Genomic DNA, 26072 nt, shown 5'->3' on the forward strand with positions numbered 1-26072 from the left:
GCGGACCGGGCCGGCAGCGTCAACACATCGGCGCCACGGCCGCGGACTAGACTGGTTTTTCCCCCGCACCGCGCCTTCACCATGAGCGACCGCATCCGCCACCCCGGCCTGTGCGACCGGCGCATGAGCGCCGAACGGGCCGCCGCCCTGATCCGCCCCGGCATGACCGTCGCCATGAGCGGCTTCACCGGCGCCGGCTATCCCAAGGCCGTACCGCAGGCATTGGCGGCGCAGATCGAACAGGCGCACGACGCCGGCGAAGCCTTTCGCATCAAGGTATTGACCGGTGCCTCGACCGCGCCCGAACTCGACGGCGTACTCGCCCGTGCAGAAGGCATCGAACTGCGCCTGCCGTACCAGTCAGACCCGGCCCTGCGCGAACGCATCAACGCTGGTGAGCTCGACTACATCGACCTGCACCTCAGCCATGTCGCCCAGTACACGTGGTTCGGATTCTATGGTGCGGTCGATGTCGCCGTGATCGAGGTCACCGCGATCACCGAGGACGGCCGCCTGGTGCCGTCGTCGTCGGTGGGTAACAACAAGACCTGGCTCGACCAGGCCGACAAAGTGATCCTCGAGGTCAACCGCTGGCAGCCGGCGGCCTTGGAGGGCATGCACGATGTCTACTACGGCACCGCGCTGCCGCCGAACCGCAAACCCATTCCGTTGCTGCATCCCGATGACCGCATCGGCGAGCCGTACCTGCGCTGCGACCCGGACAAGATCATCGCCATCGTCGAGACCGACGCACCGGACCGCAATTCGCCGTTCACCCCGCCCGACGCCGATTCGAAGCAGATCGCCGCGCACCTGCTCGACTTCTACGCGCACGAGGTTCGCCGTGGCCGCCTCACCCCGCAGCTGCTGCCACTCCAGTCGGGCGTCGGCAACATCGCCAATGCGGTGCTGACCGGCCTCGCCCAGGCCGGCTACCGCGACCTCACCGCGTTCACCGAGGTGATCCAGGACGGCATGCTGGAGCTGCTCAAGAGCGGCGTGGTGCGGATGGCGTCGGCAACGTCATTCTCGCTGAGCCCGGCCGGCATCGACGAGTTCCTCGCCCACCTCGATCACTACCGCGAGCGGATCGTGCTGCGCACGCAGGAGATCTCCAACCATCCCGAGCTGGTGCGGCGCCTGGGTTGCATCGCCATGAACGGCATGATCGAGGCCGACCTCTACGGCAACATCAACTCCACCCACGTCGCCGGCACGCGGATCATGAACGGCATCGGCGGCAGCGGCGATTTCGCGCGCAACGCCTATCTGTCGGTGTTCATGTCTCCGAGCACGGCCAAGGGCGGGCGCATCTCGTCGATCGTGCCGATGGCCAGCCACGTCGACCACACCGAGCACGACGTCATGGTCGTGGTCACCGAACAGGGCCTGGCCGACCTGCGCGGCCTGGCGCCGAAGCAGCGCGCGCAGCGCGTGATCGATGCCTGCGCGCACCCGTCCTACCGGCCGATGCTGCAGGACTACTTCGACCGCGCGAGACGCGACAGTTACGGCAAGCACACGCCGCACCTGCTGACCGAGGCGCTGTCGTGGCACCAGCGCTTCATCGATACGGGCGACATGCGGGTTTGACCGTCATCCCGGCGAACGCCGGGATCCATTTGCCTTGACTTCGTCGGAACGTCCATGGATTCCCGCCTGCGCGGGAATGACGGCTTGCTTACTTCACCGGATTCGCCGCGCGGAGGTACGCCGCCAATCCACGCTCGCGACTCTCGACAAACGTCTCGCCCGTGGGCGAGTACTCCACGATCCGGTCCGGCCGGAAGTTGCGGAAGTCCGCGCGCAGGCGGCACCACGCCCCCAGCGTCCAGCTGCCCCCCCAGAACGCCAGGCACAGCGGCTCGATCTCGCGCTCACTGGCGCGCGCATCGTTGTCGCGATAGCGCAGGCGCAATACCTGCGCACTGGTCACTGCGGCATGCAGATCGTCGATCAGCCCGCTGTTCTCCAGACGGTCGACTTCGGGCGCGAAGATGCGCGTGCGTTCGCTGCGCTCGCGCAGTTCCGGTGGCAACACCGCCTCGATCTTCAGCAACGCCGCGGCGGCTTCGCGTCCCAGCCGCACGCCGCCGAAGGCGCGGACGAACCGCGTGCCGACCACCAGCGCTTCGAGCTCGTCGGCCGTGAACATCAGCGGCGGGATGTCCGAGCCCTTGCGCAGCATGTAGCCGACGCCGGCCTCACCTTCGATCGGCACGCCGGAACGTTGCAGGTCGGCAACGTCGCGGTAGACCGTGCGCAACGACACGGCGAGTGTCTCGGCCAGTCGTTGTGCGGTGAGTGCGGAACGGCGTCCACGCAGGGCATGGATCAGAAGGAAGAGGCGGTCGGCGCGGCGCATGCGGCATGATCGCCCGCCGTCGCGTCAGGCTCAACGCCGGTTAGCGATACCACCGGCGGTTTTGCGACCGCGCGTCTCATATACGCAACTCCGAGCGCGGTGTTGGCGCCAGCCGCAGCCGCTGCGGCGGTTGCCTCAGGCCATCGAGCAGGGCCTGCGCGACCGCCGTGTTCCACAGGCCGTCGGCCAGTAGGGCCGACTCGTAGCGATGGTGGGCGTCGACATCGGCGAAGCGCGCGAACCACACCAGCACCTGCTCGCCTTCGCGCACTGGCAGGCGCGGAAAGGTGTTGGGCGCCGACTCGGTGACATACACGCCGATCAGCTCGGCGCCGGCGGCGAGCAGGCGAGGTGCCAGCTGCTGTTCGAAGCGTTGGGCGAATCCGCTGTCGGCCGCTTCATCGAGGTAACAGATGCCGGCTTCGACCAGGCCCTTCGCAGCGTCCGCCGCGCCCTGCGCCGGACGCGCGCCACTGCGTGCAAGCGCGCTGTCGGTCCGCAGCGGACGCAGCAACAGCACGTCGTCGCTGTCGATCATCGTGGCGTTGGCTTCGTCGCGATGGCGTGCCCATGTCGGCCCGCCATAGAAGCCGTTCAAGGCCTCGGCGCGTACCGGCATGTCGGCGAACCCGCGCATCCAGACAAAACGGTTGTCATCGTCGAGATCGCGGAACTGGCCGATCACGTGCATGCCCACCGCTTCCTGCGGCTCGATGAACTCGCGTTCGAACAGTTCGACCAGGTCGTCGCGACGACCGGGCCGCAGCGTGTACTGGCGCAGTTCGATCACGCCATCGTCGTGCAGCAGCCGACCTTCCTCGTCGCTGCGGCGGAACCACATGTGCCAGTTGGTTTCCCAGGTTTCGCCCTGGTCCTGCGAGAACGCCTGCTGCCAGTGCGCGGTGTTGGCACTGACCTGGCTCCAGCGGAAGCGGACCTGCACCGGCTGCCCCTCGTGCTCGCCGTGGCCATGGAACGTGCCGGTGCCGTTGTCGAAGTGCCCGACCATCGGCGACTCCAGGCGGCCGTCGTGGTTGCCGGCCCAGTAGAGGCTCCATTGCCGCGATTCCGGGCTGAACAGCCGCAGGGTCATGCCGATGAAGCGCTCGCCGACGCCCGGGCGATGCCAGTCACTGACGAAATCGTCGACATTGCCCAGCCCGCCCAGCAGCGGCTGGCACCACTGGCTGGCGCCGAAGATTTCCCACTCCGTGGACCCGGCCAGGCGCTGTTTCAGGCGCTCGTTGCGGATCTGCCACTGGCCGTGGAGGAAGTCGAAGTCGTGGCGTCCGTCGGCGACGTGCCCCGTGCTCATGGCGGGCGCGGTGGCCGTCGCGCTGCGGGTCCCCGCGCGCAGCGGCAGCATCACCAGCGCCTGAGCGCTGGCGGCCAGCTGCAGCAGCAGGCGGCGATAGCGGTCGACGGTACCGGTGCCGAGCCGGTTCTGACGCAGGTTGCCGGCCGTCCTGCCGGTTGCATTGCCAATGCCCATTGCGGCGCTCCCGCCGACGTGCCGATCGCACCGTCACACAGTGCGACGGTGCTGCTGCCAGCCTCCTGTCAGCAGCCGTGCGACGTTCCGGGCCGGCCGGACGGCCCACCGCGACTGCCGCATCGGCGACAATGGCGGTCCCGTTGCCGCTTCCCGCCGTGCCCATGTCGACTCCAACGCCGCAATCCATCTCCCTGACCCGCTACCTGATCGAAGAGCAGCGCGCCGGCCGCATCAACGCCGATGCCCGCCTGCTGATCGAAGTGGTTGCCCGTGCCTGCAAGACGATCTCGATCGCGGTCGGCAAGGGCGCGCTCGGCGGCGTCCTCGGCGACGCGGGCGCTGCCGGCGAGGCCAGCATCAACATCCAGGGCGAGGCGCAGAAGAAGCTCGACGTGCTGTCCAACGAGATCCTGCTCGAAGCCAACGCCTGGGGCGGGCATCTCGCCGGCCTGGCCTCGGAGGAGATGGACACCTCGCAGCCGATTCCCGACGTCTACCCGCGCGGCAACTACCTGCTGCTGTTCGATCCCCTCGACGGCAGCTCCAACATCGACGTCAACATTTCCGTCGGCACCATCTTCTCGGTGCTGCGCTGCCCCGAAGGCGTCACCCAGGCGCAGGACGAGCACTTCCTGCAGCCCGGCACCGCCCAGGTCGCGGCCGGCTACTGCACCTACGGGCCGAGCACGATGCTGGTGCTGACGATCGGCCACGGCACGCACGCCTTCACCCTCGACCGTGAAGTGGGCAGTTTCGTGATGACCACGCGCGGCATGCGCATTCCCGAGGAGACGAAGGAGTTCGCGGTCAACATGTCCAACCAGCGCTTCTGGGAAGCGCCGATGCAGCACTACGTCGGCGACCTGCTCAGCGGCAAGGAAGGCCCGCGCGGCAAGGACTTCAACATGCGCTGGGTCGCGTCCATGGTCGCCGACGTGCACCGCATCCTCACCCGCGGCGGCATCTTCAGCTATCCGCTCGACAGCAAGTGCGCGGCGAAGGGCGGCAAGCTGCGCCTGATGTACGAAGCCAACCCGATGAGCCTGCTGGTCGAGCAGGCCGGTGGCGCCGCCAGCACCGGTCGCCAGCGCATGCTCGAAGTGCAGCCGACGGGCCTGCACCAGCGCGTGCCGGTGTTCCTCGGTTCAAAGAGCGAAGTCGAAGCCGCCGTGCGTTATCACCGCGAGCACGACGAGCAGGGCGCGTCGAAGCACGCGTGACGCGCTGAATGCGAGTGCGGCGCCCTCGCGCGCCGCACTCACGAAGTTGAACCGCGTTGGCGCGATTCGTGCCGGGAAAACGCGTGGTTTTTCGTATTCCTTTTGACCGTTCATCGTCATCCCTGCCGTAAATAACACTGCGTATCCATGTGTAGTGGCAGCATTCTGCAGCCACGGCAGGGCCTGTTAATGCATTTCGGGCCGGCCCTCCGGGTTGCCACCCAACGGCCCAACCCGGAATGTTCGAAATGCGCCAGCAGGTCCTGTCGGGAGACGGAGACGGAGATGGCGATCGAAGGAACGCAGGAAGCATTGTCGGGCGCCCCCGGCGCGCGTGAACTCATCTACGTCACCCGCGGCGGCGCCGGTCGCGTGCTTGCCCTGGGCGGCCTCCAGCAGATGGGCTGGAACCTGCGTCGCGCGCCCGATGCGCGCAGCGTGTTGCGCATCCTGCAGCGCGATACGCGGCAGCCGCATGCGGCGCTGCTCGACCTGCGCGAAGGCTTCACGCAACAGGACCTGGCCGAGTTCGGCGGCGCGTTGTCGGCGGCCAACGTCGGCTGGGTGGCCGGCATCGATGCGCGCCAGCTCGACGAAGAGCCGGTGCGCAAGCTCATCCGCGACTACTGCTACGACTACCTGACGCTGCCATGCCCGGAAGCGGTGATGAACACCGTGATCGGCCACGCCCACGGCATGGCCAGCCTCGCCTGCGAAGGCGGCGACGTCACCAGCGAGGCCGGGTTCGACGGCATGATCGGCGAGAGCGGCGCCATGCGCACGCTGTGCCGCACGCTGCGCAAGGCGGCGTTGACCGAGGCGCCGGTGTTCATCGCCGGCGAGACCGGCACCGGCAAGGAACTGGCGGCGATGGCCGTGCACCGGCATTCGCGCCGGCATGCGCATCCGTTCGTGGCGATCAACTGCGGTGCGATTCCGCACAGCCTGATCCAGTCGGAACTGTTCGGTTACGAGCGCGGTGCGTTCACCGGCGCGCAGCAGCGCAAGCTCGGCCGCATCGAGATGGCCAACGGCGGCACCCTGTTCCTCGACGAGATCGGCGACCTGCCGCTGGAGAGCCAGGCTTCACTGCTGCGCTTCCTGCAGCAAGGCAGCATCGAACGACTGGGCGGCCACGAGCAGATCCCGATCGACGTGCGCATCATTTCCGCCACCCACCATGACCTCGACCTCGCCGTCGCCGACGGCCGCTTCCGCGCCGACCTCTACCACCGCCTGTGCGTCCTGCGCCTGCAGCAGCCGCCGCTGCGCGAGCGCGGCAGCGACATCGACCGCATCGCCGAGTACGCACTGCAGCGCTATTCGCAGGAAGGCCATCGCACGCTCAAGGGTTTCGCCCCGTGTGCGCGCCAGGCGCTGCACAGCCATGGCTGGCCGGGCAACGTGCGCGAGCTGATCAACCGCGTCCGCCAGGCCGTGGTGATGGCCGAGGGTCGCCTGATCACCGCGGCCGACCTGCACATCGAGAACGCACTGGCGACACCACCGCCGACACTCGACGAAGTCCGCGATGCGGCCACGCGCAATGCCATCGAGCATTCGCTGCATCGCAACCGCGGCCGGTTGGTCGACGTCGCGCGCGAGCTGGGTGTGTCGCGGGTGACCCTGTACCGGCTCATGCAGCGCCACGGCCTGCGCGCGAGCGACCCCGAGTCGCCGAACACGATCAGCGTTGCTTGATGGGATCGCGTTGCCGAGCGCCTTAGACGGCGGGCCGGCGGCATGCGAGGATGGCCGCTGCCGCCGGATCCCCTGCCTTCCGCATGTCCAGCCCACCCGCAGCCCGCGCTCTCACCGCCCAGGACAACGACTTCATCGAGGTCTATCCGGACGTCCTGACGCCCGCCCAGTGCGCCAGCCTGGTGGAGCGCTTCAGCGCCAGCGGCGACACGGTGCCCGGACGCGTCGGTGGCGGCGTGATGCCCGACCTCAAGGACAGCCGCGACCTCACCATCAGCGGGCGCGAGGAATGGCGCGATGTCGAGACGACGCTGAACCTGGCGGTGTTCCGCGGCGTGATTGCCTACCTGCGCCGTTACCCGCACACGCTGATCGCACCGCTGATGCTGGAAACCCCGGGCGACGACGGCAAGAGCCATCGCCTCACCCCGGAACGCATGGCGGTGATGGACGACGAAGACCTGGCGCCGGTGATCCGCACCGTGCTGCGGCCGGGCTCGATCAACCTGCAACGCTACAGCGCCAACCGCGGCGGCTATCCCTACTGGCACTGCGAGCTGTACCCGCGCGACCCGCGTGCGGAAACGCTGCACCGGCACCTGCTGTGGACCATCTACCTCAACGACGGCTTCGAGGAAGGCGAGACCGAGTTCCTCTACCAGCAGCGCAAGATCGTGCCGCGAACGGGCAGCCTGCTGATCGCACCGGCTGCGTTCACGCACACCCATCGCGGCAACCGGCCCAAGGGCGACGACAAGTTCATTGCGACCAGCTGGGTGTTGTTCCAGCGCGCCGAGCAGCTGTTCGGCGCCGGATGAGGCGCCGGAAGATGATCGCTGGCGTGGCGGCCGTTACACCGTGCGCGGATGGTTCAGCACGAGCCAGTACAGGCCGACCTGCTTGACCGCCCAGACGAACTGCTCGAAGTCGACCGGTTTCTGGATGTAGCTGTTGACGCCCAGCGCGTAGCTGGCCTCGACATCGAACGGCTCGGCACTGGTGGTCAGCACCACCACCGGCAGCGTGCGCGTGGCTTCGTTGGCGCGTACGGCCTGCAGCACTTCGCGACCGTCGACCTTGGGCAGGTTGAGGTCCAGCAGCATGATCGAGGGCAGGTCCTCGGGGTCGCGATCGCTGTATTTGCCACGGGCGAACAGGTAGTCGAGCGCCTCGGCGCCATCACCGACCACCACCAGGCGGTTTGCGATCTTCGCCTCGTCGAAGGCGAGGCGGGTCAGTTCGACATCGTCGGGATTGTCCTCGACGAGCAGGATTTCCTTGTGCATCAAATAGCGTCCTCTGTCGCTGTGACCGGCAACTCGAGGGTAAAGATGGCACCGGCTTCAGGCTGTGATTCGGCCCGCACGCAACCGCGATGTCGCTCTGCGATGCGTCGGGCGATCGCCAGCCCCAGACCGTGACCACCCCCCTGGTCCGGTCCGTGCAGCCGCTGGAAAGGCTCGAACAGCTTGTGAGCATAGCGCATGTCGAATCCGATGCCCTGGTCACGGATCTGCACCTGCAGCGTGTCGCCTTCGCGATGGCCGCTGACGTCGATGCGGATGGGCTGGCGGTCGCGCGAGAACTTCCAGGCGTTGCCCATCAGCTGCACCAGCAGCAGCTTGAGCAGGCGTTCGTCGCCCTCGACCTGCAGGTCCGGCTGCACGCGGATCTCGGCGCGACGCTCCGGTTCGGCGTCCTGCAGCTCGGCACCGACCCAGTCGGCCAGCAGGCTCAGGTCGACCGTACTTGCCTTGAGTTCGGCGCGGGTGACGTAGGACAGGTCATTGAGTGCGCTGAGCAGGCTGCTCATGCGCGCCGCGGCGGCGCGGATGCGCGACAGGTAATCGCGATCGGTGGCGTCGAGGCGGTCGTGGGCGCGGTCGGCCAACAGCGCCGAGAAACTCTCGATCGACCGTAGCGGCGCGCGCAGGTCGTGCGACACCGAATCGGCAAACAGCTGCAGCTGCCGGTTGGAGACATCGCGCGCGGCGTGTTCCGCTTCGGCGCGCGATTCCAGCGCCAGCTCGGCGGCGCGCTGCGCGCTGATGTCGCGCAGCTGCACCAGCAGGTAGAGCGGTGCACCGAAGTCGTCGCGCATCACGGCGATGTTGATGTGGGCCCACAGGGTCTCGCCGCTGCGATGCAGGTAGCGCTTCTGTGCGTCGAGCGTGGGAATGCTGCCGTCGATCAGGCCACGCAGGTACGACTGCGTGAGCGAGATGTCGTCGGGATGGGTGAAGGCGACCGTCGGACGGCCGAGCACTTCGGCCGCGCTGTAGCCGAACATGCGCTCGAATGCCGGATTGACCTCGACCCAGTGTCCATTCAGATCGACGATCGCCATGCCGACCCCGGACGCGGCCATCGCCAGCCGGAAGCGGTCGACTCCGGTTTCTTGGCCGGTGATGTTGCTCATCGGGATGGGTAACTCTGAACCTGCCGCAATGGCGGAGTGTATCCAACCCGATTGTGACGGGGTGGTGCACGGGTCGGGAAATCTGGCGATACCGGCCGATCCAGCACAATGGCAGCCATGGACATGCTGCAAGCCCACCACCCACTGGCCCAGCAAGGGCTGTTCCTGTTGATCCTGGCCGGCTCCCTGTATCTGTTCATCAGCGAACGGTTACGCGTGGACGTCACTGCGATGCTGACCCTGCTGGCACTGGTGCTGGCCGGGGTCCTGGACGCGCGACAGGCGCTGTCGGGCTTCGCCAGCGAACCGGCGATCATCGTTGCGGCAGTGTTCGTCATCTCGGGCGGGCTGGCGGCGACGGGCATCACAGAGCGCATCGGTCAGGCCATCGGCCGCGCCGCCGGCCACAGCGAAAGCCGTGCAATCGCAGTGGTGATGCCGGCCGTGGCGGCACTGTCGTCATTCACCCATCACGTGATGGTGACCGCGATGATGCTGCCGATCCTGACGCGGTTCGCGCGCCAGCGCGGCATGTCGGCATCGCGCCTGTTGATGCCGATGTCGTTCGCCGCATCGCTGGGCACCACGCTCACCCTGGTCAGTGCACCGGCGTTCCTGCTGGCCGACAACCTCATCGAGCGCACGGGCGCCGAAGGCCTGGGGATTTTCTCGATCACGCCCATTGGCCTGGCGCTGGTCGCGATCGGCGTGGTCTACATGCTGCTCGCCCGCTGGCTGCTGCCGCGCCGCCTGGGCGCACTCGGCGGCGATGGCTACCTGCGCCTGGACCGTTACCGGACCGAGCTGGTCGTGGTCGAGGGATCGCGCTGGAACACACGGCCGATGGCGGACCTGCAGAAAGCCCAGGGTGAAGGCGTGCGCCTGCTCGGCTGGCTGCGCGATGGCCAACTGCGTGACGATCTGTCCCTGCAGTCGAGCGTGCTCGTCGGCGACATCCTGCTGCTCGAGGCATCGGCCGATGCACTGGCGTCGCTGCATGACGATCCGGGCCTGGACCTGCAACCGATCGCGCGCTACCGCGGCCAGGCCAGCGGTGACGGCGAGGCGCAGCTGGTGCAGGCGGTGGTCGCACCGGCTTCGGAGTTCATTGGCCACAGCATCCGCGAACTCGACTTTGCACGCCGTTTCCATGCCGTGATCGCCGGCCTGTGGCGACGCGATGGCGACGTGCCGCCGCGCCTGGCGGAAGCGCGCCTGCGCGAAGGCGACCTGCTGGTGCTGTGGGGTCGCCCTTCGCAGTTCGCCGAACTGGCGGCGCACCATGGCTTCCTGATGCTGGTTCCGTTCGCGGGCGAGGCGCGGCGGCGCGTGCGTGCGCCGGTTGCATTGGCCATCCTCGCATTGACCGTTCTCGCGGCCGCGACCGAGTGGCTGCCGGCATCGCTGGCGTTCCTGCTCGGCGCGGTGGCGATGGTCGCCACGCGTTGTGTCGATGTCGAGCAGGCGTACCGCGAGATCGACGTGCGCATCTTCGTGATGATCGCCGGCGTCATTCCGCTCGGCATCGCCATGGAGCAGACCGGCACCGCGCAGCTGCTCGCCTCGGGGTTGTTGCACGTGGTCGCCGGCTGGCCCGCGCTGGCGGTGCTGCTGGTGATGTTCACCGTCGCCGCGCTGCTCACGCAGATCCTGTCCGACGCGGCGACGACGGTGCTGCTCGGGCCGGTCGCAGTGGAGCTGGCGCAATCGCTGGGGCTGGCGCCGACGCCGTTCGTGGTCTGCACGGCGCTCGGCGCGGTGGTCGCGTTCCTCACCCCGATCGGCCATCACGGCAACCTGCTGATCCTCGGTCCGGGCCAGTACCGCTTCTCCGACTTCCTGCGCCTGGGCCTGCCGTTGACCGCACTGATCGCGCTGGTCTGTGCCTGGATGTCGCGATGGCTCTGGCTCGGCGGGCCGTTGCTGCCGGGCGGATGACGACCCTGCGAATTGTTCTGATGGGTGGCCACTGCTGGCCGGCGTTTGCTCCTTGACCAACCAGGGAGCCCGCACATGGAACGTTCTGGCAAGCGTGTAATTCGCATCACCTTGATGGCTGCAGCAATCGTCGCGGGAAGCGCGGCAGCAGCACCCGTAAGGATCCCCTTGAGCCAGCTGCGCGCGGACGAGGAACGACTGACTGCCGATCCACTGATGCGCAAGGTCAGGCAGTCCGTGCGCACGCTGGACAACGCACAGGTCGAAGCCGTAGTGCCCGGCCGTGCGGACAACCCCGACAACGTCCGTCGGGTGGAAGCATTGCTCGGTCCGCTGCAGTTCGAGCATCTGTTCCCGTTGCGTGCACCGCAGTACACCTATCGCGGATTGCTGCAGGCGATCGCCAAGTTCCCGGCCATCTGCGCCGCGTACGACCAGGCCGACGCGGATGCGATCTGCCGGCGGACACTGGCGACGATGTTCGCCCACTTCGCCCAGGAGACCGGCGGCCACAATGCCTCGCACGCGATCCCGCAGTGGCGCCAGGCCCTGGTGCACGTGCGCGAGGTTGGCTGGAGCGAGACCTCGCGCGGCGGCTACAACGCCGAATGCAGTCCGGCCACCTGGCAGGGCCGCGCCTGGCCCTGCGGCAAGTTCGAGACCGGCGAGTTCCGCAGCTACTTCGGCCGTGGTGCCAAGCAGCTCTCGTACAACTACAACTACGGGCCGTTCTCCGAAGCGATGTTCGGCACGGTGCGCACGCTGCTCGACAATCCGGCGCTGGTCGCCGACACCTGGTTGAACCTGGCCAGCGCAACGTTCTTCTTCTCGTATCCGCAGCCGCCGAAGCCGTCGATGCTGCACGTCATCGACGGCACCTGGCAGCCCAATGCCAAAGACATCGGCAACGGCCTGGTCCCCGGCTTCGGCGTGACCACGCAGATCATCAACGGCGGCATCGAGTGCGGCCGCCCCACGGAGCATGCGCAGTCGGCCAACCGCATCGCCTACTTCCGCGAGTTCGCCGCCTGGTTCAACGTGCCCATCGCCGGCAACGAAGTGCTGGGCTGCAAAGGCATGAAGGCGTTCGAAGAAGGCGGTGCCGGCGCGCTGGCCGTGTACTGGGAGCAGGACTACAGCTGGAGCAAGCGCTTCCCGGACGGCAAGAGCTACGCCTGCAAGCGCGTCAGTTATCAGACGCCGTTCTCTGCGCTGCGGGAAGGGGACTACGCACTGTGCGTCGTCGCGAACTTCAGCCACGTCGAGGTGGTCGACGATCGCTGACGCGCCGCCTGCTAGAACAATTCGCCCTGCGGCGACGGCTTACGCGGCGGTACGAACGCCGAAGTGTCCAGCGGCGGCAGCCGCCCGAAGCCCAGGCGCTTGTGTGCCTTTCGAAAGCGCTGCTCGATGAGCTGCGCGAACGGCCCCTGACCGTGCATGCGGGTGCCGAATGCGCTGTCGTAATCCTTGCCGCCGCGCATCTGCTGGACCAGGCTCATCACGTGCGCGGCACGCTCCGGGTAGTGCAGCTGCAGCCATTCGCGCCACACCTGTTTGAGTTCGTGCGGCAGGCGCAGCAGCACGTGGCCGGCCGATCCGGCGCCGTGCTCACGCGCGGCTTCGAGGATGTGCTCGATCTCGTGGTCGTTGATCATCGGGATGACCGGGGCCACCATCACGCCGACCGGCACGCCGGCATCGACCAGCGTGCGCATCGCCTTCAGTCGCGAATGCGGCGCCGACGCGCGCGGCTCCATGCGTGCCGAGAGGTGGTTGTCGAGCGTGGTCACCGAGAAGTACACGGTGGCAAGTCCGCGCCTGGCCATCGGCGCGATCAGGTCGAGGTCACGCGTGACCGCGGCGTTCTTGGTGATCAGGCTGAACGGGTGCGAGCAGGCCGACAGCACTTCGATCAGCGAGCGCGTGACGCCGTATCGGCGTTCGATCGGCTGGTAGGAGTCGGTGTTGATGCCCAGCGCGATCGGTTCGCAGCGGTAGCCCGGGCGCGCGAGTTCCGCCAGCAGGCGTTCGGCGGCATTGGTCTTGGCGAACAGGCGGGTTTCGAAATCCAGGCCCGGCGACAGATCGAGGTAGGCGTGCGACGGCCGGGCGAAGCAGTACACGCAGCCGTGCTCGCAGCCGCGATACGGATTGACCGACTGGCCGAACGCAATGTCCGGCGAGTCGTTGCGGCTGATGATGCTGCGCGCGCGTTCTTCGGTGACCTGGGTCTGCGGGCGCGAGGGTTCGGCCAGGTCCTCGTAGACCGATCCCCAGCCGTCATCCTCGCCGCGCGCGACCGTGACCGCGTAGCGGCCATCGACCTGCGAAGCCGCGCCGCGGCCCTTGATCGGCTGCTGGGCTTTGCGGGCGTCGTCCATGCCGCCGAGCCTACTCCGGCGGCGTCGCAGCCGGTGAGACTGACCTCAGAAGACCCACTTCGCGCCGGCGCTGGCGGCCCAGCCTTCGCGGCTGGCGTCGCCGATGTCCTGCTGCAGGGTGAAGTCGCCGTACAGCGAGAGGCGATTGCGCAGCGTCGCGGTCAGGCCGTAGCCGAACTCGCCGAGGTTGCCGTACGCGCCGGTGGCGGTGCGCTGGCCGGACAGGTACGCCCGCTGGTCCGGGCCTTCGCTGTCGATGTAGTTGAACTTCACGTACTGGGTCAGGCTGGAGCCATTGCTGCCCACCGTCGGCGAGAACAGCGCACGCGCGCCCACGCGCCAGACCAGCAGTTCCGGCGTGCCGAGGTCGACGACGACACCGTCGCGGTCGGCGATGCGGTCGGTGTCGAGCTTCTGCCACGACACCTGCGCCTGCGGTTCCACGATCAGGCCTTCGCCGAGCACCCACTGGTAACCGGCCTCGACCGACGCGAAGACGTCGTTGGATTCCAGCCGCACGGCACGGCCGCCGGTGGCCGCGCGCACGTCGCCGCGGTACTCGCTGGCGCCGGCCAGGCCATCGATGTACCAGCCCGAATCGTGGCGCCAGGTCGAGGTCAGCACCACGCTACTGGTGTCGACGGTTTCGTGGCCGACGTCGATCGGCAGACGGCGTCCACCGTTGACGAGTTCCGGCTCGATGTACGACTGGCCGCCGCTGAGCGCCGCGCCCAGGCGCAGGCTGCCCGATTCGCCCTGGAGCTTGAGCCAGTCGCCGCCCAGCTGCAGGCCGTAGATGTCCTGTTCGTAGTCATAGCCTTGCTGCGACGGAGGCAGCTCGCTGTGGTAATGGCTCTGGCCGCCGAAGCCGCGGACGAAGAATTCGCCGTTGCCTTCGGCCGGGCGATGACCCACGCCGGTCTCGCCCAGGCGCTGGTGCAGCGAGCTGATCGCCTGCTGGCCGTAGCCGAACAGGCTGTTGTTGTGGACCAGGTACGACGGCGCCTGCGGTGACTGCTGCGCCTGCGCGTGCGTGGCAAGGCCGAGGCCCAGCAGGAGATGGATGCCGGCGATGAGGGTTCTGGTGTTCATGTCGATTACGTTCCTTGTCGTTTTTCTGCGCGCCCGCCATGGGCCTGCCATTGGCCCGAAAGGCTAGATAGCGGTGCTGGCCTGATCCATACGATTCGCCTCAACGACGCTTCTTCTCTCGCATCGCTGCTGCGCGCCCCTTTGCGCAGTTCGCGCGCGCGCTTTAGCCTTGGGCAGGCCTGCCGACGCTGGACAGGTTCCTGACCGGCCCCAACGGAGGCGTCCCATGCTCGAAGCCCTGCAGGTGGCCTGGTCGTCGCTGTTGGACATCGAACACCTGCGGCTGTACCTGGTGCTGGGCTGGCTCGGCTACCTGGTGTGGCTGGGCTTGTGGATCGTGCTGCAGAAGCGCGAGCCGGTTGCGACGCTCAGCTGGCTGATCAGCCTGGCCGCGTTGCCCTACGTCGGTTTCCTGATCTATTACTTCTTCGGTCCGCAGCGGATCCATCGCCAGCGGCTGCGTCGCGGACGCACGCGCGCATCGCTGCCACCGCCGCCGGAAGGCATGCACCCGTCAGCCGACGCGGTAGAGCTGGCCCGGCTCGCACAGGCCACCACCGGCCTGCCACCGATCACCGCGACACGCGCCGAACTGCTGATCGACGGCAGCGCCAAGTACACCGCGCTGCTGTCCGCGATCGCGCAGGCGCACGAGCACATCCACCTCGAGTACTACATCTTCCTGCCCGACCGCACCGGTACCGCGCTGCGCGACGCGCTGGTGGAGCGCGCCAAGGCCGGCGTGCACGTGCGATTGCTGCTCGATGCGGTCGGTTCGGGCAGGACCAAGCGCCGCTTCCTGCAGCCGCTGGTCGATGCCGGTGCCGAAGTCGCGTGGTTCCATCCGATGAAGGCGTACTGGTTCTGGAAGCGGCCGTGGCTGAACATGCGCACGCACCGCAAGATCGTCGTGATCGACGGGCTGGTCGGCTTCACCGGCGGCATCAACATCACCGACGACGAGGACGATCGCCTGCGCAAGGATGCGTATCGCGACCTGCACCTTCGCCTCGAAGGCGACGTGGTGCGCGAGTTGCAACTCGTGTTCGTCGAAGACTGGGCCTATGCCACCGGCCAGGCACCGTTGCGGCTGCACAATCCGCCACCGCGACCGGGCCCGATCTCGACGCAGGTGCTGATTTCAGGGCCGGATTCGGACTGGGAGGCGATCCATCGCCTGCATGTCGCGGCGATCCATTCGGCGCAACGGCGCGTCTGGCTGGTGACGCCGTATTTCGTCCCCGGCGAGGCGGCACGCATGGCACTGACGTCAGCCGCCCTGGGCGGCCTCGACGTGCGCCTGCTGGTGCCGAAGATCTCCGACAGCAAGCTGGTGACGCTGGCGGCGCGCTCCTACTTCGACGAGCTGCTCCTTGCCGGCGTGAAGATCCATGAATACGGGCCGCGCATGTTGCACAGCAAGGCGCTGTTGTGTGACGACGATCTCGCGATCATCGGCAGTGCCAACTTCGACCACCGCAGCTTCCGGCTCAACTTCGAGGTGTCGGTGATGTTTCGCGACCACGGCGTGGGCAGCGAGCTGGCCCAGCTGATCCAGGGCGAATGCAGCCTGGCGCCGCGGGTCCGCGACGATCGCGCCCGGCCGTTGTGGGGCACGCGTGTGCCCGAGGCGCTGGCGCGACTGGTGTCGCCCCTGCTGTAGTCGCGCCTTTGCCGCAGGCGCGGCGCACGACGGCTGACCGGCGGTCGCGGCCAGCCGGCAATCGGGCGATCCGCGCGCGATGACGCGAGCTAAACTGCCGGCGCTGTCGCAATCCATTTGGAGCATCGCCCCATGCACTGGCTCTTATTGCTGCTCGCCCTGGCCGCCCTGGCGGTCGCGTTCAAGACGACGTCCGTGGCGCTGCTGGTCATCAGCCTGCTGGTCGCCCTGGCATTGGCCCTGGCCTGGGTGATGAAGCTGCTCGCCGAGCGCGTGGACAGCCAGAGCCGGGACTCGTCGATGATGCTGGACCCGATGGAACTGCGCCGCCTGCGCGAACAGGCCGAGGCCCGTCGCACGGCGGCCGGCAACCCGCCTGGCGCACCGCCGGCCGCCTGAAGCCACTCCTTTCGCCGCGGCCTGCCGTTCACGCGGGCCGCTGCATGACGCCTGATAGCATGGCGCCGCCGCGGGCCACGCTGGCGCGTGCGCGCGGCACGAGTCCGCTCGAAGGAGACCGTCATGAACCTGCCTGCTTTGTGTTGCCTGCCGTTGCTCGGCACGGCGTTCGCGGTTGCTGCGCAGCCGATGCCCCAGGTGGACCCGGCGAGCGCGCCGGCAGCGACGAGTGCGGCGCCGGCAGTGGCCGGTTGCGGACGCATCAGCGTGTTCGACGTCGCGCCGCGCAGCAAGGACCTCTATCGCGCGCGCCTGATCAATGTCGACGGCGAGTTGCCCGGGCCGTCGTCCTCGCGCAGCTTCCGCGTCAGCGCCGGCAAGCACACGCTCGAGGTCGCCGAGCTCATCGACGACAATCAGTTCAACAGCATCGAGTTGCGCCAGCGCGTGCAGAATTCCGATCGCTACAAGACCCTCGAACTGGACGTGCAGCCCGACACCACCTACCTTCTCGCCGCGCACCTGATCGAAGCCAAGCGCAGCGACATCATCGGCCGGGGATACTGGGAACCGGTGATCTACCAACACAACAGCGAAGCGTGCAAGTGATCCGAGATTCCCTTCCGGCGCCGCGTCGAGGCATGGCGTCGTGACTGTACTGAGCGTCAACGTCAACAAGATCGCGGTGCTGCGCAACTCGCGCGGCGGTGACGAGCCGAGTGTGGTCGCGGCCGCCAGCGCATGCCTGGATGCCGGCGCGCACGGCATCACCGTGCATCCGCGCCCGGACGCGCGGCACATTCGCGCCGATGACGTGCACGCGCTGTCCGAGCTGACCCGGCGCCGCGGCGTCGAGTTCAACCTCGAAGGCAATCCGTTCGCGCCCGCGCGTGACGGTTACCCGGGCTTCCTTGCGTTGTGCGAGGCGGTGCGTCCGGCACAGGCGACGCTGGTGCCCGATGGCGATGCGCAGCTGACGTCGGACCATGGTTTCGATTTCGTCCGCGATGCGCAGTCGCTGCGGCCGTATGTCGATGCACTCAAGGCGATGGGCTGCCGCGTGAGCCTGTTCGCCGATGCGCATACGGCGTCGGGCAGGGAAGGCATTGGCCATGCCGCGGTCATCGGTGCCGATCGGGTGGAGTTGTACACCGGGCCGTACGCGGAAGCTTTTGCGGACGGTACGGTCGATGCGATGGCGGCGCAGTTCGCGGAAGCCGCGCGGCGCGCGATGGATGCGGGGCTAGGGGTGAATGCCGGCCACGATCTCAGCCAGGCCAATCTCGGCTATTTCCTCGAGCACGTGCCGGGGATCCTGGAAGTGTCGATCGGCCACGCGTTGATTGGCGAGGCGATCTACCAGGGGATCGACAAAACGATTGCGGCGTATTTGCGCATTCTCGCGAAGTGAGGGTGCGGTATCCCGGGTGCGGCCTTGGCCTTACCCGGGCTACGCGGTGTAGCCCGGGTAAGCGAAGCGCACCCGGGGGCCCGTCACTCCCAGGCGATATCGCGAAGCCCGCTGCGCTGCGCCTCGGCCAGCGCCCACGCGAACCCCTGGTAATCCGCCTCCGCATCGGACGCGACCTGCAACACGGCATGCGGACTGCGCCGTGCCAGTTCCTGCAACGCCGGCGTCAGCTGCTCCCGCGTCAGCACCGTGCCATCAAGCCGATACCCGCCGTCGCTGCCCACACGCAGCTCCACCCGCGGCGGTGGTTTGCCCAGGTTCTCTGTCGTTTGCTGCGGCAGGCGCATGTCGAGGCTGCCGGTCAGGGCCGGGGCCGCCACCATGAAGATCACCAGCAAAACCAGCAGTACATCGACCAGCGGGGTGATGTTGATCTGGGCGACGGCGCGATGCTCGCCCTGGCGTGAAGATTCGGAGAGATAGAACGCGGAGACGGCCATATGCAACCTCCATGGGCCCCATGCCCGACTCCACGCTACGCCCGTTCAGGCAGGTCCGGCAAGAGGGCCGCGGCGCGCAAAAAAAAACGCCGCCCGGAGGCGGCGTCTTCACGACGGTAAGCGACACCGATCGGTCAGTCGTTCTGGACGAAGCCGATCTTATCCATTTCAGCGTTCTTCGCGTGCGCCAGCACCTTGGCCAGGATGCCGTAATCGGCGTCCGGGCTGGTGTCGATCTCGAGCATGGGCTGGTTGGTCGGGTCACGCTGGACTTCGACTTCCATCATGCTCTGGATCGCGGTGAGCGGCTGCGGCGCGTCATTCCAATACACCTGACCCGAGGCATCGATGCGCAGCCTGATCGGCGGCGGCGGCTCTCTTGTCTGCGGCGGTGGGTTAAGCGACTTCTGCGGAAGATTAACGTCGATCGAGTACGTCAGCGGAGGCGCCGTCACCATGAAGATGATCAGCAACACCAACATCACGTCCACCAGGGGCGTGACGTTCATGTCCGCCATCGGACCGCCACCGGATTTCGATGCAAATGCCATACCTGGATCTCCGGATTAGCGAGGTTCTTTAAGCGCCATGAAGCCGACCTTGCGCATGCCCTGGGCCTGCGCAATCTGCACCACTTCGGAAACGATGCGGTACTTGGTCGTCTTGTCGCCGCGGACGTTGATCTGCGGCTGCGGGGTCTTCTGCGCTTCGATCGACAGACGGCTCTCGAGCAGGTCCTTCGTCACCGGCTCATCGTTCCAGTACAGGTTTCCGTTGTCTTCCACCGCGATGTTGATCGGCGGAGTCGGCGGAGCCGTGGTGTCACGATTGTCCAGATTCGCTTCTGGAAGATCGACCTGGACCTTATGCGACATCAGCGGTGCGGTGATCATGAAGATGATCAGTAGCACCAGCATCACGTCGACGAGCGGCGTGACATTGATCTCGGCCATAGGGCCGCCGCTATCGTTGCCTGTACTGAAGGCCATGTACGAACTCCAAACCTACTGCGAGAGGGCGTCGGTTATTGCTTAGCGCTTGCTGACAACTTCGCCGACGCGCGAGCCGGTAGCGAAGAAGTCATGCAGGTCGTGAGCGAACGTGTCGAACTTGTTGTTCGTAACGCGGTTCAGACGGGTGAAGAAGTTGTATGCCAGCACCGCCGGGATTGCGACGAACAGGCCGATGGCGGTCATGATCAGTGCTTCACCGACCGGGCCGGCAACGGCGTCGATCGAAGCCTGGCCGGTGGCGCTGATGCGGATCAGGGCGTGGTAGATGCCCCAGACCGTACCGAGCAGACCAACGAACGGAGCGGTCGAACCGACGGTGGCGAGCACGGTCAGGCCGGCTTCCAGCTTCGAGGATTCGCGGGTCACACCCTGACGCAGGGCGCGGTCAACGAACTCGGAGCGGTTGAGCGACTCGACCAGGCGCGAACCTTCGTGGCGCTGGTGGTGGGCGGCTGCCTGGGCAGCATCGAGGGCGATCTTCGAGAACGGCTCGAAACGACCCTGCTCTTCCATGAAGCGGATGGCGTCCTGTGCGTTCGGGGTCTCCCAGAACGTGCTGACCACGCGATCAGAACTGGCGCGCAGGCGCAGGTTCTTCACGAAGTTCACCACGATCCAGTAGATCGAGAGGATCGACATGATGGCGAGGGTGAGGAATACGACCCAGCCGACCAGGTCGAAGTTCTGCAACAGATGCGCGAAGCTCATCTGCTGGAGTGCCTCGGCGTTGGAGCCTCCGGCGGTCGCAGCGGTGGTGGTTTCCTGCAGCATGACGCTTACCTTTGAATGTCGTGGAAAGGAAAGAGGTATTACGGATTGCCTACAACTTGTCCCGTGACCCCGATCAGGTCGGCGGGACGAAATCGACCGGGACACGGACGCGGCTGGTCACACCAACGCCGTTCTGCATCTCGGGGTTGAACTTCCACTTCCGGGCGGCGTCCATTGCAGCGCGGTCGAGGTTGCGGTTACGGCTCGACTTCTCGACCGCGACGTCCAGGACATTGCCCTGGCCGTCAATGGTGATGATCAACGTTACCGTGCCACCAACGCCCTGGCGGGCTTCGGTCGGCGGGTACTTGGGCGGGTTGAGCCGCTTGGAGGACGGGTCGACGCTGGAGCCGATGGTCGTGGCCGGCGCGGGAGGCGACGGCGGACTCGGCGGCGGCGCGGCCACGTCAACCGGGCTCGGGTCGTCGACCAGCACCGGCGGTTCATCCGGCGGAGGCGGCAACGGCGTCGGCTGCGGCGGCGTCAGCTTCGGCGGCGGCTTGAGCTCCTTCGGGGGCTCAGGCGGCGGCGGCGGCGGCGGCGGGGGCGGCGGCGGCGGCTTGATCAGGTTGACGAACGTGACGTCTTCCTCTTGCTGCTGCTGGGCCGGAGGGGCCATAGGAGCGAGCAAAAGCAGCAGGGCCGCGACATGGAATGCGATCGCCATGGTCACACCGGCGATACGCGCCCAGTTCAGACCTTCGCGGTCGTCATCTTTTCTTTCGTGGATTTCGAGGTCTTGCGTCATGCGCCGTAGCTCGGGAGGTATTTCCGGACGCCAGGGCGCCTCGGGCCGTCAGTTACGATTCCCGCAGCTACTTCGAGCCGCGGGAACCTCCTAGCATATACCAAATTGCGCTCTTTGGACCAAGTGCAATTGGATGATTTCGCGTTGCCGAATCGAGTCCGGCGTCAACTCGTTACTTGCCAGGCAACGCGATGATCTTCTTGGCGTCGTCGGGCTTCTTAACGCCCTTCGAAAGCGCCTGCTTGGCGGCATCCTTTGCCTCGGGAATACGGTCTTCCTGCCACAGGACACGGGCGAGGTTCAGGTACGCCTCACCGTCCGGCGCCAGGGGGGCGGCCTTCTTGTACGCGTCGATCGCCGGGGCCGCCTGGTCGGAGAAATAATACGCCTGTGCGAGCGCCAGGTAGGTCTGGTAGTCGGGCTTGATCACGCCCTTCTGCAGGCCATCGTTGATCACGCCGATCGCCTCCTTCTCCTTGCCATCCATGTTCAGGTAGGTGGCGTAGAGCTGGCGGTATTCCTTGTCCTCGGTCAGCTGGCCGCTGGCGCGGAGCTTCTCGAGGACGGCGGCGGACTTGTCCAGCATGTCGTTCTGCTGGTAGACGGCCGCGAGGTTCAGCTGGGCGCGCTTGTCGCCCGGGCTCTTGGCGGCGAGGCCTTCGGCGATCTTGGCCGCTTCGCCGGCCTGGCCGGATTCGGCGTAGGTCGCCATCAGCAGCTGCTGCCAATCCGGCTTGGGCTCGGGGCTCAGCTCGATGGCCTGCTTGATGACCGGTGCCGCGTCGCTGTAGCGCTCCAGGCGGTACAGGTCGTTGCCCTTGATGATCAGGTGCTCGGGCTTCTGGCTCTTGGTCTCGGCCAGGAACTGGTCGATGGTCTTGAGCGACTCGGCGTACTGGTCTTCCTGCAGCTGCAGCTGGCTGAGCATCAACATCGCGCCGAAGTGGCCGTTGTTGTCCAGGCCATTGGCGTCGATCGCCTGCTTGAGGTACTTCATCGCGCCCGGGGTGTCGTCGCTGTCATAGGCGACCTGGGCAGCAATCTGCGAAGCGAACGCCTTGTCGTAGGCATTGGCTTCCGGCATGGCGATGATCTGGTCGGCGATGGCGCGCGCTTCCGGGCCCTTCTCGTCGTCGTACAGCTTCATCATCTTCTGCAGCTGCGGCGTGCCCTTCTTGGATGCCTTGGCATCGGGCGACTGGCGCGTGGCCTGCGGGTATTCGTTGGTGACCTTGCCGGCGCTGCCCTTCTTGCTCGATTCCTTTTCGGCGCGGCGAGCATCGGCGCGCTCCTGCGCCGACTGGGCATAGACCTGGCTGACCGCACCGAACGCCAGGACCGCGCTGATGGCGGCGGCCAGGATGCGTTGGTTACGGCGGGAGAAGCTCTTCATCGATCACCTCAAATCTGCGGCCGCACGTAATCGGGCGGTTCGGTGGCAAGGCCAAGGGGGCGTCACGCTATCAGAAACGAGCTAGCGAGCGATACGGGGTTTTCGGTCCTTTTTCACGTTCCCTGCACACGGTCATCCGCACTTGGGCGTATGGCCCGAGGCCCGGGCTTGTTCGTACACGGGCATGAGCTTGCCGGCACGGGCGCCGAGTTCGCCGATGCGCGAGGCCGGATCCGGATGGGTCGACAGCCAGGTCGGTGCGCGCTCGCCGCCGGCGGCGGCCATGTTCTCCCAGAGGTTGACGGCCTGGCGCGGGTCGAAACCGGCCTTGGCGGCCAGCTCCTGGCCGACCACGTCCGCCTCGGATTCCTGCGTGCGCGAGTTCGGCAGCAGGTAGAACGTCTGCGCCGCGGCGCCGCCGATCTGGCCGGCGGCGTTGGCCGCGCCGGAGCCATAGGCCGAGCCGAGGATCGCGCTGCCGATGCCGAGCAACGTGGAGGTTCCCTGCTGCTTGGTGATGCGTTCGTCGTGGTGGCGCGACACGACGTGGCCGATTTCGTGGCCGATCACGGCGGCAAGCTGGTCCTGGTTCTTGGCGACGGTGAAGATGCCGGTGTTCACGCCAACCTTGCCACCGGGCAAGGCAAAGGCGTTGGCCGAACTGTCTTCGAACACCGCCACTTCCCAGTTGGTCTGCCAGCCCTGCGGCAGCTCGCGGGTGATGTCGTTGACGACGCAGCGCACGTAGGCATTCATGCGTGCATCGTTGCTGACCTTCTGCTTGGCCTTGGCCTCGGCGAAAGCCTGCGCACCCATCTGATCAAGTTGCTGCTGCGACACCGCGCCGACGTACTGCTTCCTGCCGGTGGGGGAGGTGGATGTGGCGCAGGCGGTGACAACGGTGGCAATCGCCACGGCGAGCAGGAGGTGCTTCATCGTCGGAGGTCCGTCTTCAGGTTGATGACGCGTTGTAACGGTCGCCGGATTAACACTTCGTCAATGCGGCATCGGCTTGGGGGCCGAAGCCCCCTCACGTCACGATCACACGTCGAGGTTGGCGACCTTCAGCGCGTTGTCCTCGATGAAGATCCGTCGCGGTTCGACCACGTCGCCCATCAGCGTGCTGAAGATCTGGTCGGCCGCGACCGCATCCTCGATGCGCACCTGCAGCAGGCGGCGGGTCTCCGGGTTGACCGTGGTTTCCCACAGCTGCTCGGGATTCATTTCACCCAGGCCCTTGAAGCGCTGGATCTGGCGACCCTTCTTGGCCTCCTCGAGCAACCAGGCCTGGACCTGGGCGAAGGTGGTGATCGCCTGCGCGCGACTGCCGCGCACGATCTGCGCACCGTCGCGGATCAAACCGTGCAGCTGCGTCGCCGCTTCGCGCACGGCGCGAAGTTCGCCGCCTTCGAATGCGGCCAGCGGCAACACCTGGGTCATTTCCTCGCCCATGTGCAGGCGCTTGACCAGCAGTGCCGCCTGGCGCTCGCCGCCGCCTTCGTGCAGCTCGAGCGTGTAGCGCGGCTTGCCGAGGCCACCGAGGTTGAGGCGCGATTCGACGCGGTCGAACTCGGCGCGCAGCGCGTCGTGGTCGCCGATGTGCGCGGTGTCGAGCGGGATCGAATCGATCAGCGCTTCGACCACGCTCGGGTCGTAGCGGTGTGCGTTGCGCTGGATGGCTTCGCGCGCGCCGGCGTACGCCAGCAGCAGCTTCTCGAGCGCCGGGCCTTCGATCGGCGGTTCGCCCACGGCCGGGCGCAGCGATGCGCCTTCGACCGCGTTGTTGGCCAGGTACGCGTCGAGCGCGGCATCGTCCTTGAGGTAGAGCTCGTTCTTGCCCTGCTTGATCTTGTACAGCGGCGGCAGGCCGATGTAGATGTGGCCGCGCTCGATCAGCTCCGGCATCTGCCGGTAGAAGAACGTCAGCAGCAGCGTGCGGATGTGGCTGCCGTCGACGTCGGCGTCGGTCATCAGGATGATGCGGTGGTAGCGCAGCTTGTCCGGGTTGTACTCGTCCTTGCCGATGCCGGTGCCCAGCGCCGTGATCAGCGTGCCGACTTCGGCCGAACCGAGCATGCGGTCGAAGCGCGCGCGCTCGACGTTGAGGATCTTGCCCTTGAGCGGGAGGATCGCCTGGGTCTTGCGGTTGCGGCCCTGCTTGGCCGAGCCACCTGCCGAGTCACCCTCGACGATGAACAGTTCGCTGAGCGCCGGATCCTTCTCCTGGCAGTCGGCGAGCTTGCCGGGCAGGCCGGCGATATCCAGCGCGCCCTTGCGGCGGGTCAGGTCGCGGGCCTTGCGCGCGGCTTCGCGGGCACGGGCGGCGTCGACGATCTTGCCGGTGATGGCACGGGCCTCGTGGGGGTGTTCCTGCAGGAACTCCTCCAAACGTGCACCGAACGTGCTCTCAACTACCGGCCTCACCTCGGAACTGACCAGTTTCTCCTTGGTCTGCGAGGAGAAGCTGGGGTCGGGGACCTTCACCGACAGCACGGCGATCATGCCTTCGCGCATGTCGTCGCCGGTCAGGGCGATCTTGGCCTGCTTGGCGATGCCGCTGTGTTCGATGTAGTTCGACAGCGTGCGCGTGAGCGCGGCACGGAAGCCGATCAGGTGGGTACCGCCATCCTTCTGCGGGATGTTGTTGGTGAAGCAGAACATCGTTTCCTGGTAGGAGTCGGTCCACTGCAGGGCGACGTCCACCGTGATGCCGTTCATTTCGCCCGACACCGAGATCACGTTCGGGTGCAGCGGGGTCTTCAGCTGCGCCAGGTGCTCGACGAAGGAGGCGATGCCGCCGGCGTATTCGAAGACGTCGCGCTTGCCTTCGCCGCGCTCGTCGATGAGCGTGATCTTGACGCCCGAGTTGAGGAACGACAGTTCACGCAGGCGGCGCGCCAGGATGTCGTAGTGGAATTCGATGTCGGTGAAGATCTCGCGTGCCGGCAGGAAGCGCAGGGTGGTGCCGCGCTTCTGCGACGCTTCGAGTTGCTTGAGCGGGTAGCTCGGTTCGCCCAGCTGGTATTCCTGCTGGTAGTGGTGGCCGTCGCGCCAGATGTCGAGCCACAGGTGCTCGGACAGGGCGTTGACCACCGACACGCCGACGCCGTGCAGGCCGCCGGAAACCTTGTAGCTGTTGTCGTCGAACTTGCCGCCGGCATGCAGCACGGTGAGGATCACCTCGGCCGCGGAGACGCCTTCTTCCTTGTGGATGTCGACGGGGATGCCGCGGCCGTTGTCGGACACGGAGCAGGAGCCGTCGTTGTGCAGCATCACGGTGACTTCGTTCGCGTGGCCGGCGAGGGCCTCGTCGATCGAGTTGTCGACCACTTCGAACACCATGTGGTGCAGGCCCGTGCCGTCGTGCACGTCGCCGATGTACATGCCCGGACGCTTGCGCACAGCCTCGAGACCACGCAGGACGGTGATCTTGCTGGAGTCGTAGGTCTGGGAAGGTACGGCGGTGACGGTCGGGTCTTGCGAGGGGTCGTGCTCGATATGGGTCATGCGGCAACAGGCTCCGTCGACGCGTTGTCCGGCGGGGCCGGGGGCGTCAAGAC

Annotated in this window: 24 protein-coding genes; 10 read left to right on the plus strand and 14 right to left on the minus strand. The window is 66.8% G+C overall.

The window, feature by feature from the left end:
• Positions 1-81 precede the first annotated feature (81 nt).
• Complete coding sequence (locus ACFOPO_RS11055; RefSeq protein WP_386703242.1) at positions 82-1593, plus strand: acetyl-CoA hydrolase/transferase family protein; 1512 nt, start codon at positions 82-84, stop codon at positions 1591-1593.
• Between the two features lie 88 nt (positions 1594-1681).
• Here ACFOPO_RS11055 and ACFOPO_RS11060 read toward each other — a convergent pair whose 3' ends face one another.
• A complete protein-coding gene (locus ACFOPO_RS11060) occupies positions 1682-2365 on the minus strand; it encodes a helix-turn-helix transcriptional regulator (protein WP_386703243.1) in 684 nt (227 codons plus the stop codon).
• A gap of 76 nt (positions 2366-2441) precedes the next feature.
• A complete protein-coding gene (locus ACFOPO_RS11065) occupies positions 2442-3857 on the minus strand; it encodes an NIPSNAP family protein (RefSeq protein ID WP_386703244.1) in 1416 nt (471 codons plus the stop codon).
• Between the two features lie 164 nt (positions 3858-4021).
• On the opposite strand from ACFOPO_RS11065, the gene ACFOPO_RS11070 reads away from it, so the two are divergent.
• The 3 genes from ACFOPO_RS11070 to ACFOPO_RS11080 all read left to right on the plus strand — a co-directional run bounded on the left by ACFOPO_RS11070 (position 4022) and on the right by ACFOPO_RS11080 (position 7599).
• A complete protein-coding gene (locus ACFOPO_RS11070; protein WP_386703245.1) occupies positions 4022-5080 on the plus strand; it encodes a class 1 fructose-bisphosphatase in 1059 nt (352 codons plus the stop codon).
• Between the two features lie 285 nt (positions 5081-5365).
• Positions 5366-6781, plus strand: a complete 1416-nt coding sequence (locus ACFOPO_RS11075; protein WP_386703246.1) for a sigma 54-interacting transcriptional regulator — start codon at positions 5366-5368, stop codon at positions 6779-6781.
• Between the two features lie 83 nt (positions 6782-6864).
• Positions 6865-7599: a 2OG-Fe(II) oxygenase gene (locus tag ACFOPO_RS11080; protein WP_386703247.1), complete on the plus strand. Its 735-nt coding sequence runs from the start codon at positions 6865-6867 to the stop codon at positions 7597-7599.
• A gap of 33 nt (positions 7600-7632) precedes the next feature.
• On the opposite strand, the gene ACFOPO_RS11085 is transcribed toward ACFOPO_RS11080, so the two are convergent.
• Positions 7633-8067 (minus strand): response regulator, encoded by a 435-nt coding sequence (locus tag ACFOPO_RS11085; protein WP_386703248.1) that lies wholly within the window; start codon positions 8065-8067, stop codon positions 7633-7635.
• Positions 8067-9200, minus strand: a complete 1134-nt coding sequence (locus ACFOPO_RS11090) for a PAS domain S-box protein (protein WP_386703249.1) — start codon at positions 9198-9200, stop codon at positions 8067-8069. The genes ACFOPO_RS11085 and ACFOPO_RS11090 overlap by 1 nt, the downstream gene beginning before the upstream one ends.
• A 117-nt stretch (positions 9201-9317) precedes the next feature.
• Between ACFOPO_RS11090 and ACFOPO_RS11095 the strand changes: the two genes are divergently transcribed.
• Both ACFOPO_RS11095 and ACFOPO_RS11100 read left to right on the plus strand, forming a co-directional pair.
• Positions 9318-11138 carry an SLC13 family permease gene (locus ACFOPO_RS11095; protein WP_386703250.1) on the plus strand — a complete coding sequence of 607 codons (1821 nt, stop codon included), beginning with the start codon at positions 9318-9320 and terminating at the stop codon, positions 11136-11138.
• 168 nt (positions 11139-11306) lie between these two features.
• On the plus strand, positions 11307-12422 hold the full coding sequence (locus ACFOPO_RS11100; protein ID WP_386703251.1) for a chitinase: 1116 nt from the start codon (positions 11307-11309) through the stop codon (positions 12420-12422).
• An 11-nt stretch (positions 12423-12433) separates the two neighbouring features.
• Here the strand turns inward: ACFOPO_RS11100 and ACFOPO_RS11105 are convergent, their stop codons facing one another.
• Positions 12434-13522 carry a PA0069 family radical SAM protein gene (locus ACFOPO_RS11105; protein ID WP_386703252.1) on the minus strand — a complete coding sequence of 363 codons (1089 nt, stop codon included), beginning with the start codon at positions 13520-13522 and terminating at the stop codon, positions 12434-12436.
• Between the two features lie 45 nt (positions 13523-13567).
• The gene (locus tag ACFOPO_RS11110) at positions 13568-14614 is read right to left on the minus strand and encodes an autotransporter outer membrane beta-barrel domain-containing protein (RefSeq protein ID WP_386703253.1); all 1047 of its coding nucleotides are present in this window, start codon (positions 14612-14614) and stop codon (positions 13568-13570) included.
• A gap of 226 nt (positions 14615-14840) precedes the next feature.
• Between ACFOPO_RS11110 and cls the strand changes: the two genes are divergently transcribed.
• The 4 genes from cls (at position 14841) to ACFOPO_RS11130 (ending at position 18087) form a co-directional block, all read left to right on the plus strand.
• The gene (cls, locus tag ACFOPO_RS11115) at positions 14841-16277 is read left to right on the plus strand and encodes a cardiolipin synthase (protein WP_386703254.1); all 1437 of its coding nucleotides are present in this window, start codon (positions 14841-14843) and stop codon (positions 16275-16277) included.
• Between the two features lie 132 nt (positions 16278-16409).
• Positions 16410-16676 carry a hypothetical protein gene (locus tag ACFOPO_RS11120; protein WP_386703255.1) on the plus strand — a complete coding sequence of 89 codons (267 nt, stop codon included), beginning with the start codon at positions 16410-16412 and terminating at the stop codon, positions 16674-16676.
• 123 nt (positions 16677-16799) lie between these two features.
• Complete coding sequence (locus ACFOPO_RS11125) at positions 16800-17285, plus strand: hypothetical protein (RefSeq protein ID WP_386703257.1); 486 nt, start codon at positions 16800-16802, stop codon at positions 17283-17285.
• A gap of 40 nt (positions 17286-17325) precedes the next feature.
• Positions 17326-18087 (plus strand): pyridoxine 5'-phosphate synthase, encoded by a 762-nt coding sequence (locus ACFOPO_RS11130; RefSeq protein WP_386703258.1) that lies wholly within the window; start codon positions 17326-17328, stop codon positions 18085-18087.
• An 83-nt stretch (positions 18088-18170) separates the two neighbouring features.
• Here ACFOPO_RS11130 and ACFOPO_RS11135 read toward each other — a convergent pair whose 3' ends face one another.
• The 8 genes from ACFOPO_RS11135 to gyrB form a co-directional block, all read right to left on the minus strand.
• A complete protein-coding gene (locus tag ACFOPO_RS11135) occupies positions 18171-18587 on the minus strand; it encodes an ExbD/TolR family protein (RefSeq protein ID WP_386703259.1) in 417 nt (138 codons plus the stop codon).
• A 134-nt stretch (positions 18588-18721) separates the two neighbouring features.
• Entirely contained in the window at positions 18722-19138 is a 417-nt protein-coding gene (locus tag ACFOPO_RS11140) for an ExbD/TolR family protein (protein ID WP_386703260.1), read from the minus strand.
• 15 nt (positions 19139-19153) lie between these two features.
• Positions 19154-19576 carry an ExbD/TolR family protein gene (locus ACFOPO_RS11145; protein ID WP_386703261.1) on the minus strand — a complete coding sequence of 141 codons (423 nt, stop codon included), beginning with the start codon at positions 19574-19576 and terminating at the stop codon, positions 19154-19156.
• A gap of 42 nt (positions 19577-19618) precedes the next feature.
• Positions 19619-20371, minus strand: a complete 753-nt coding sequence (locus ACFOPO_RS11150; RefSeq protein WP_158732005.1) for a MotA/TolQ/ExbB proton channel family protein — start codon at positions 20369-20371, stop codon at positions 19619-19621.
• Positions 20372-20444: 73 nt separating this feature from the next.
• A complete protein-coding gene (locus ACFOPO_RS11155; RefSeq protein WP_386703262.1) occupies positions 20445-21119 on the minus strand; it encodes an energy transducer TonB in 675 nt (224 codons plus the stop codon).
• A 172-nt stretch (positions 21120-21291) separates the two neighbouring features.
• Positions 21292-22512, minus strand: coding sequence for a tetratricopeptide repeat protein (locus ACFOPO_RS11160; RefSeq protein ID WP_386703263.1), 1221 nt, complete (start codon positions 22510-22512; stop codon positions 21292-21294).
• Between the two features lie 132 nt (positions 22513-22644).
• A complete protein-coding gene (locus ACFOPO_RS11165; protein WP_386703264.1) occupies positions 22645-23448 on the minus strand; it encodes a M48 family metallopeptidase in 804 nt (267 codons plus the stop codon).
• 105 nt (positions 23449-23553) lie between these two features.
• Positions 23554-26019: a DNA topoisomerase (ATP-hydrolyzing) subunit B gene (gene gyrB, locus ACFOPO_RS11170; RefSeq protein ID WP_386703265.1), complete on the minus strand. Its 2466-nt coding sequence runs from the start codon at positions 26017-26019 to the stop codon at positions 23554-23556.
• Positions 26020-26072: the final 53 nt, after the last annotated feature.

The sequence above is a fragment of the Lysobacter sp. GCM10012299 genome (assembly GCF_042649405.1).
Lineage (GTDB): Bacteria > Pseudomonadota > Gammaproteobacteria > Xanthomonadales > Xanthomonadaceae > Lysobacter_J.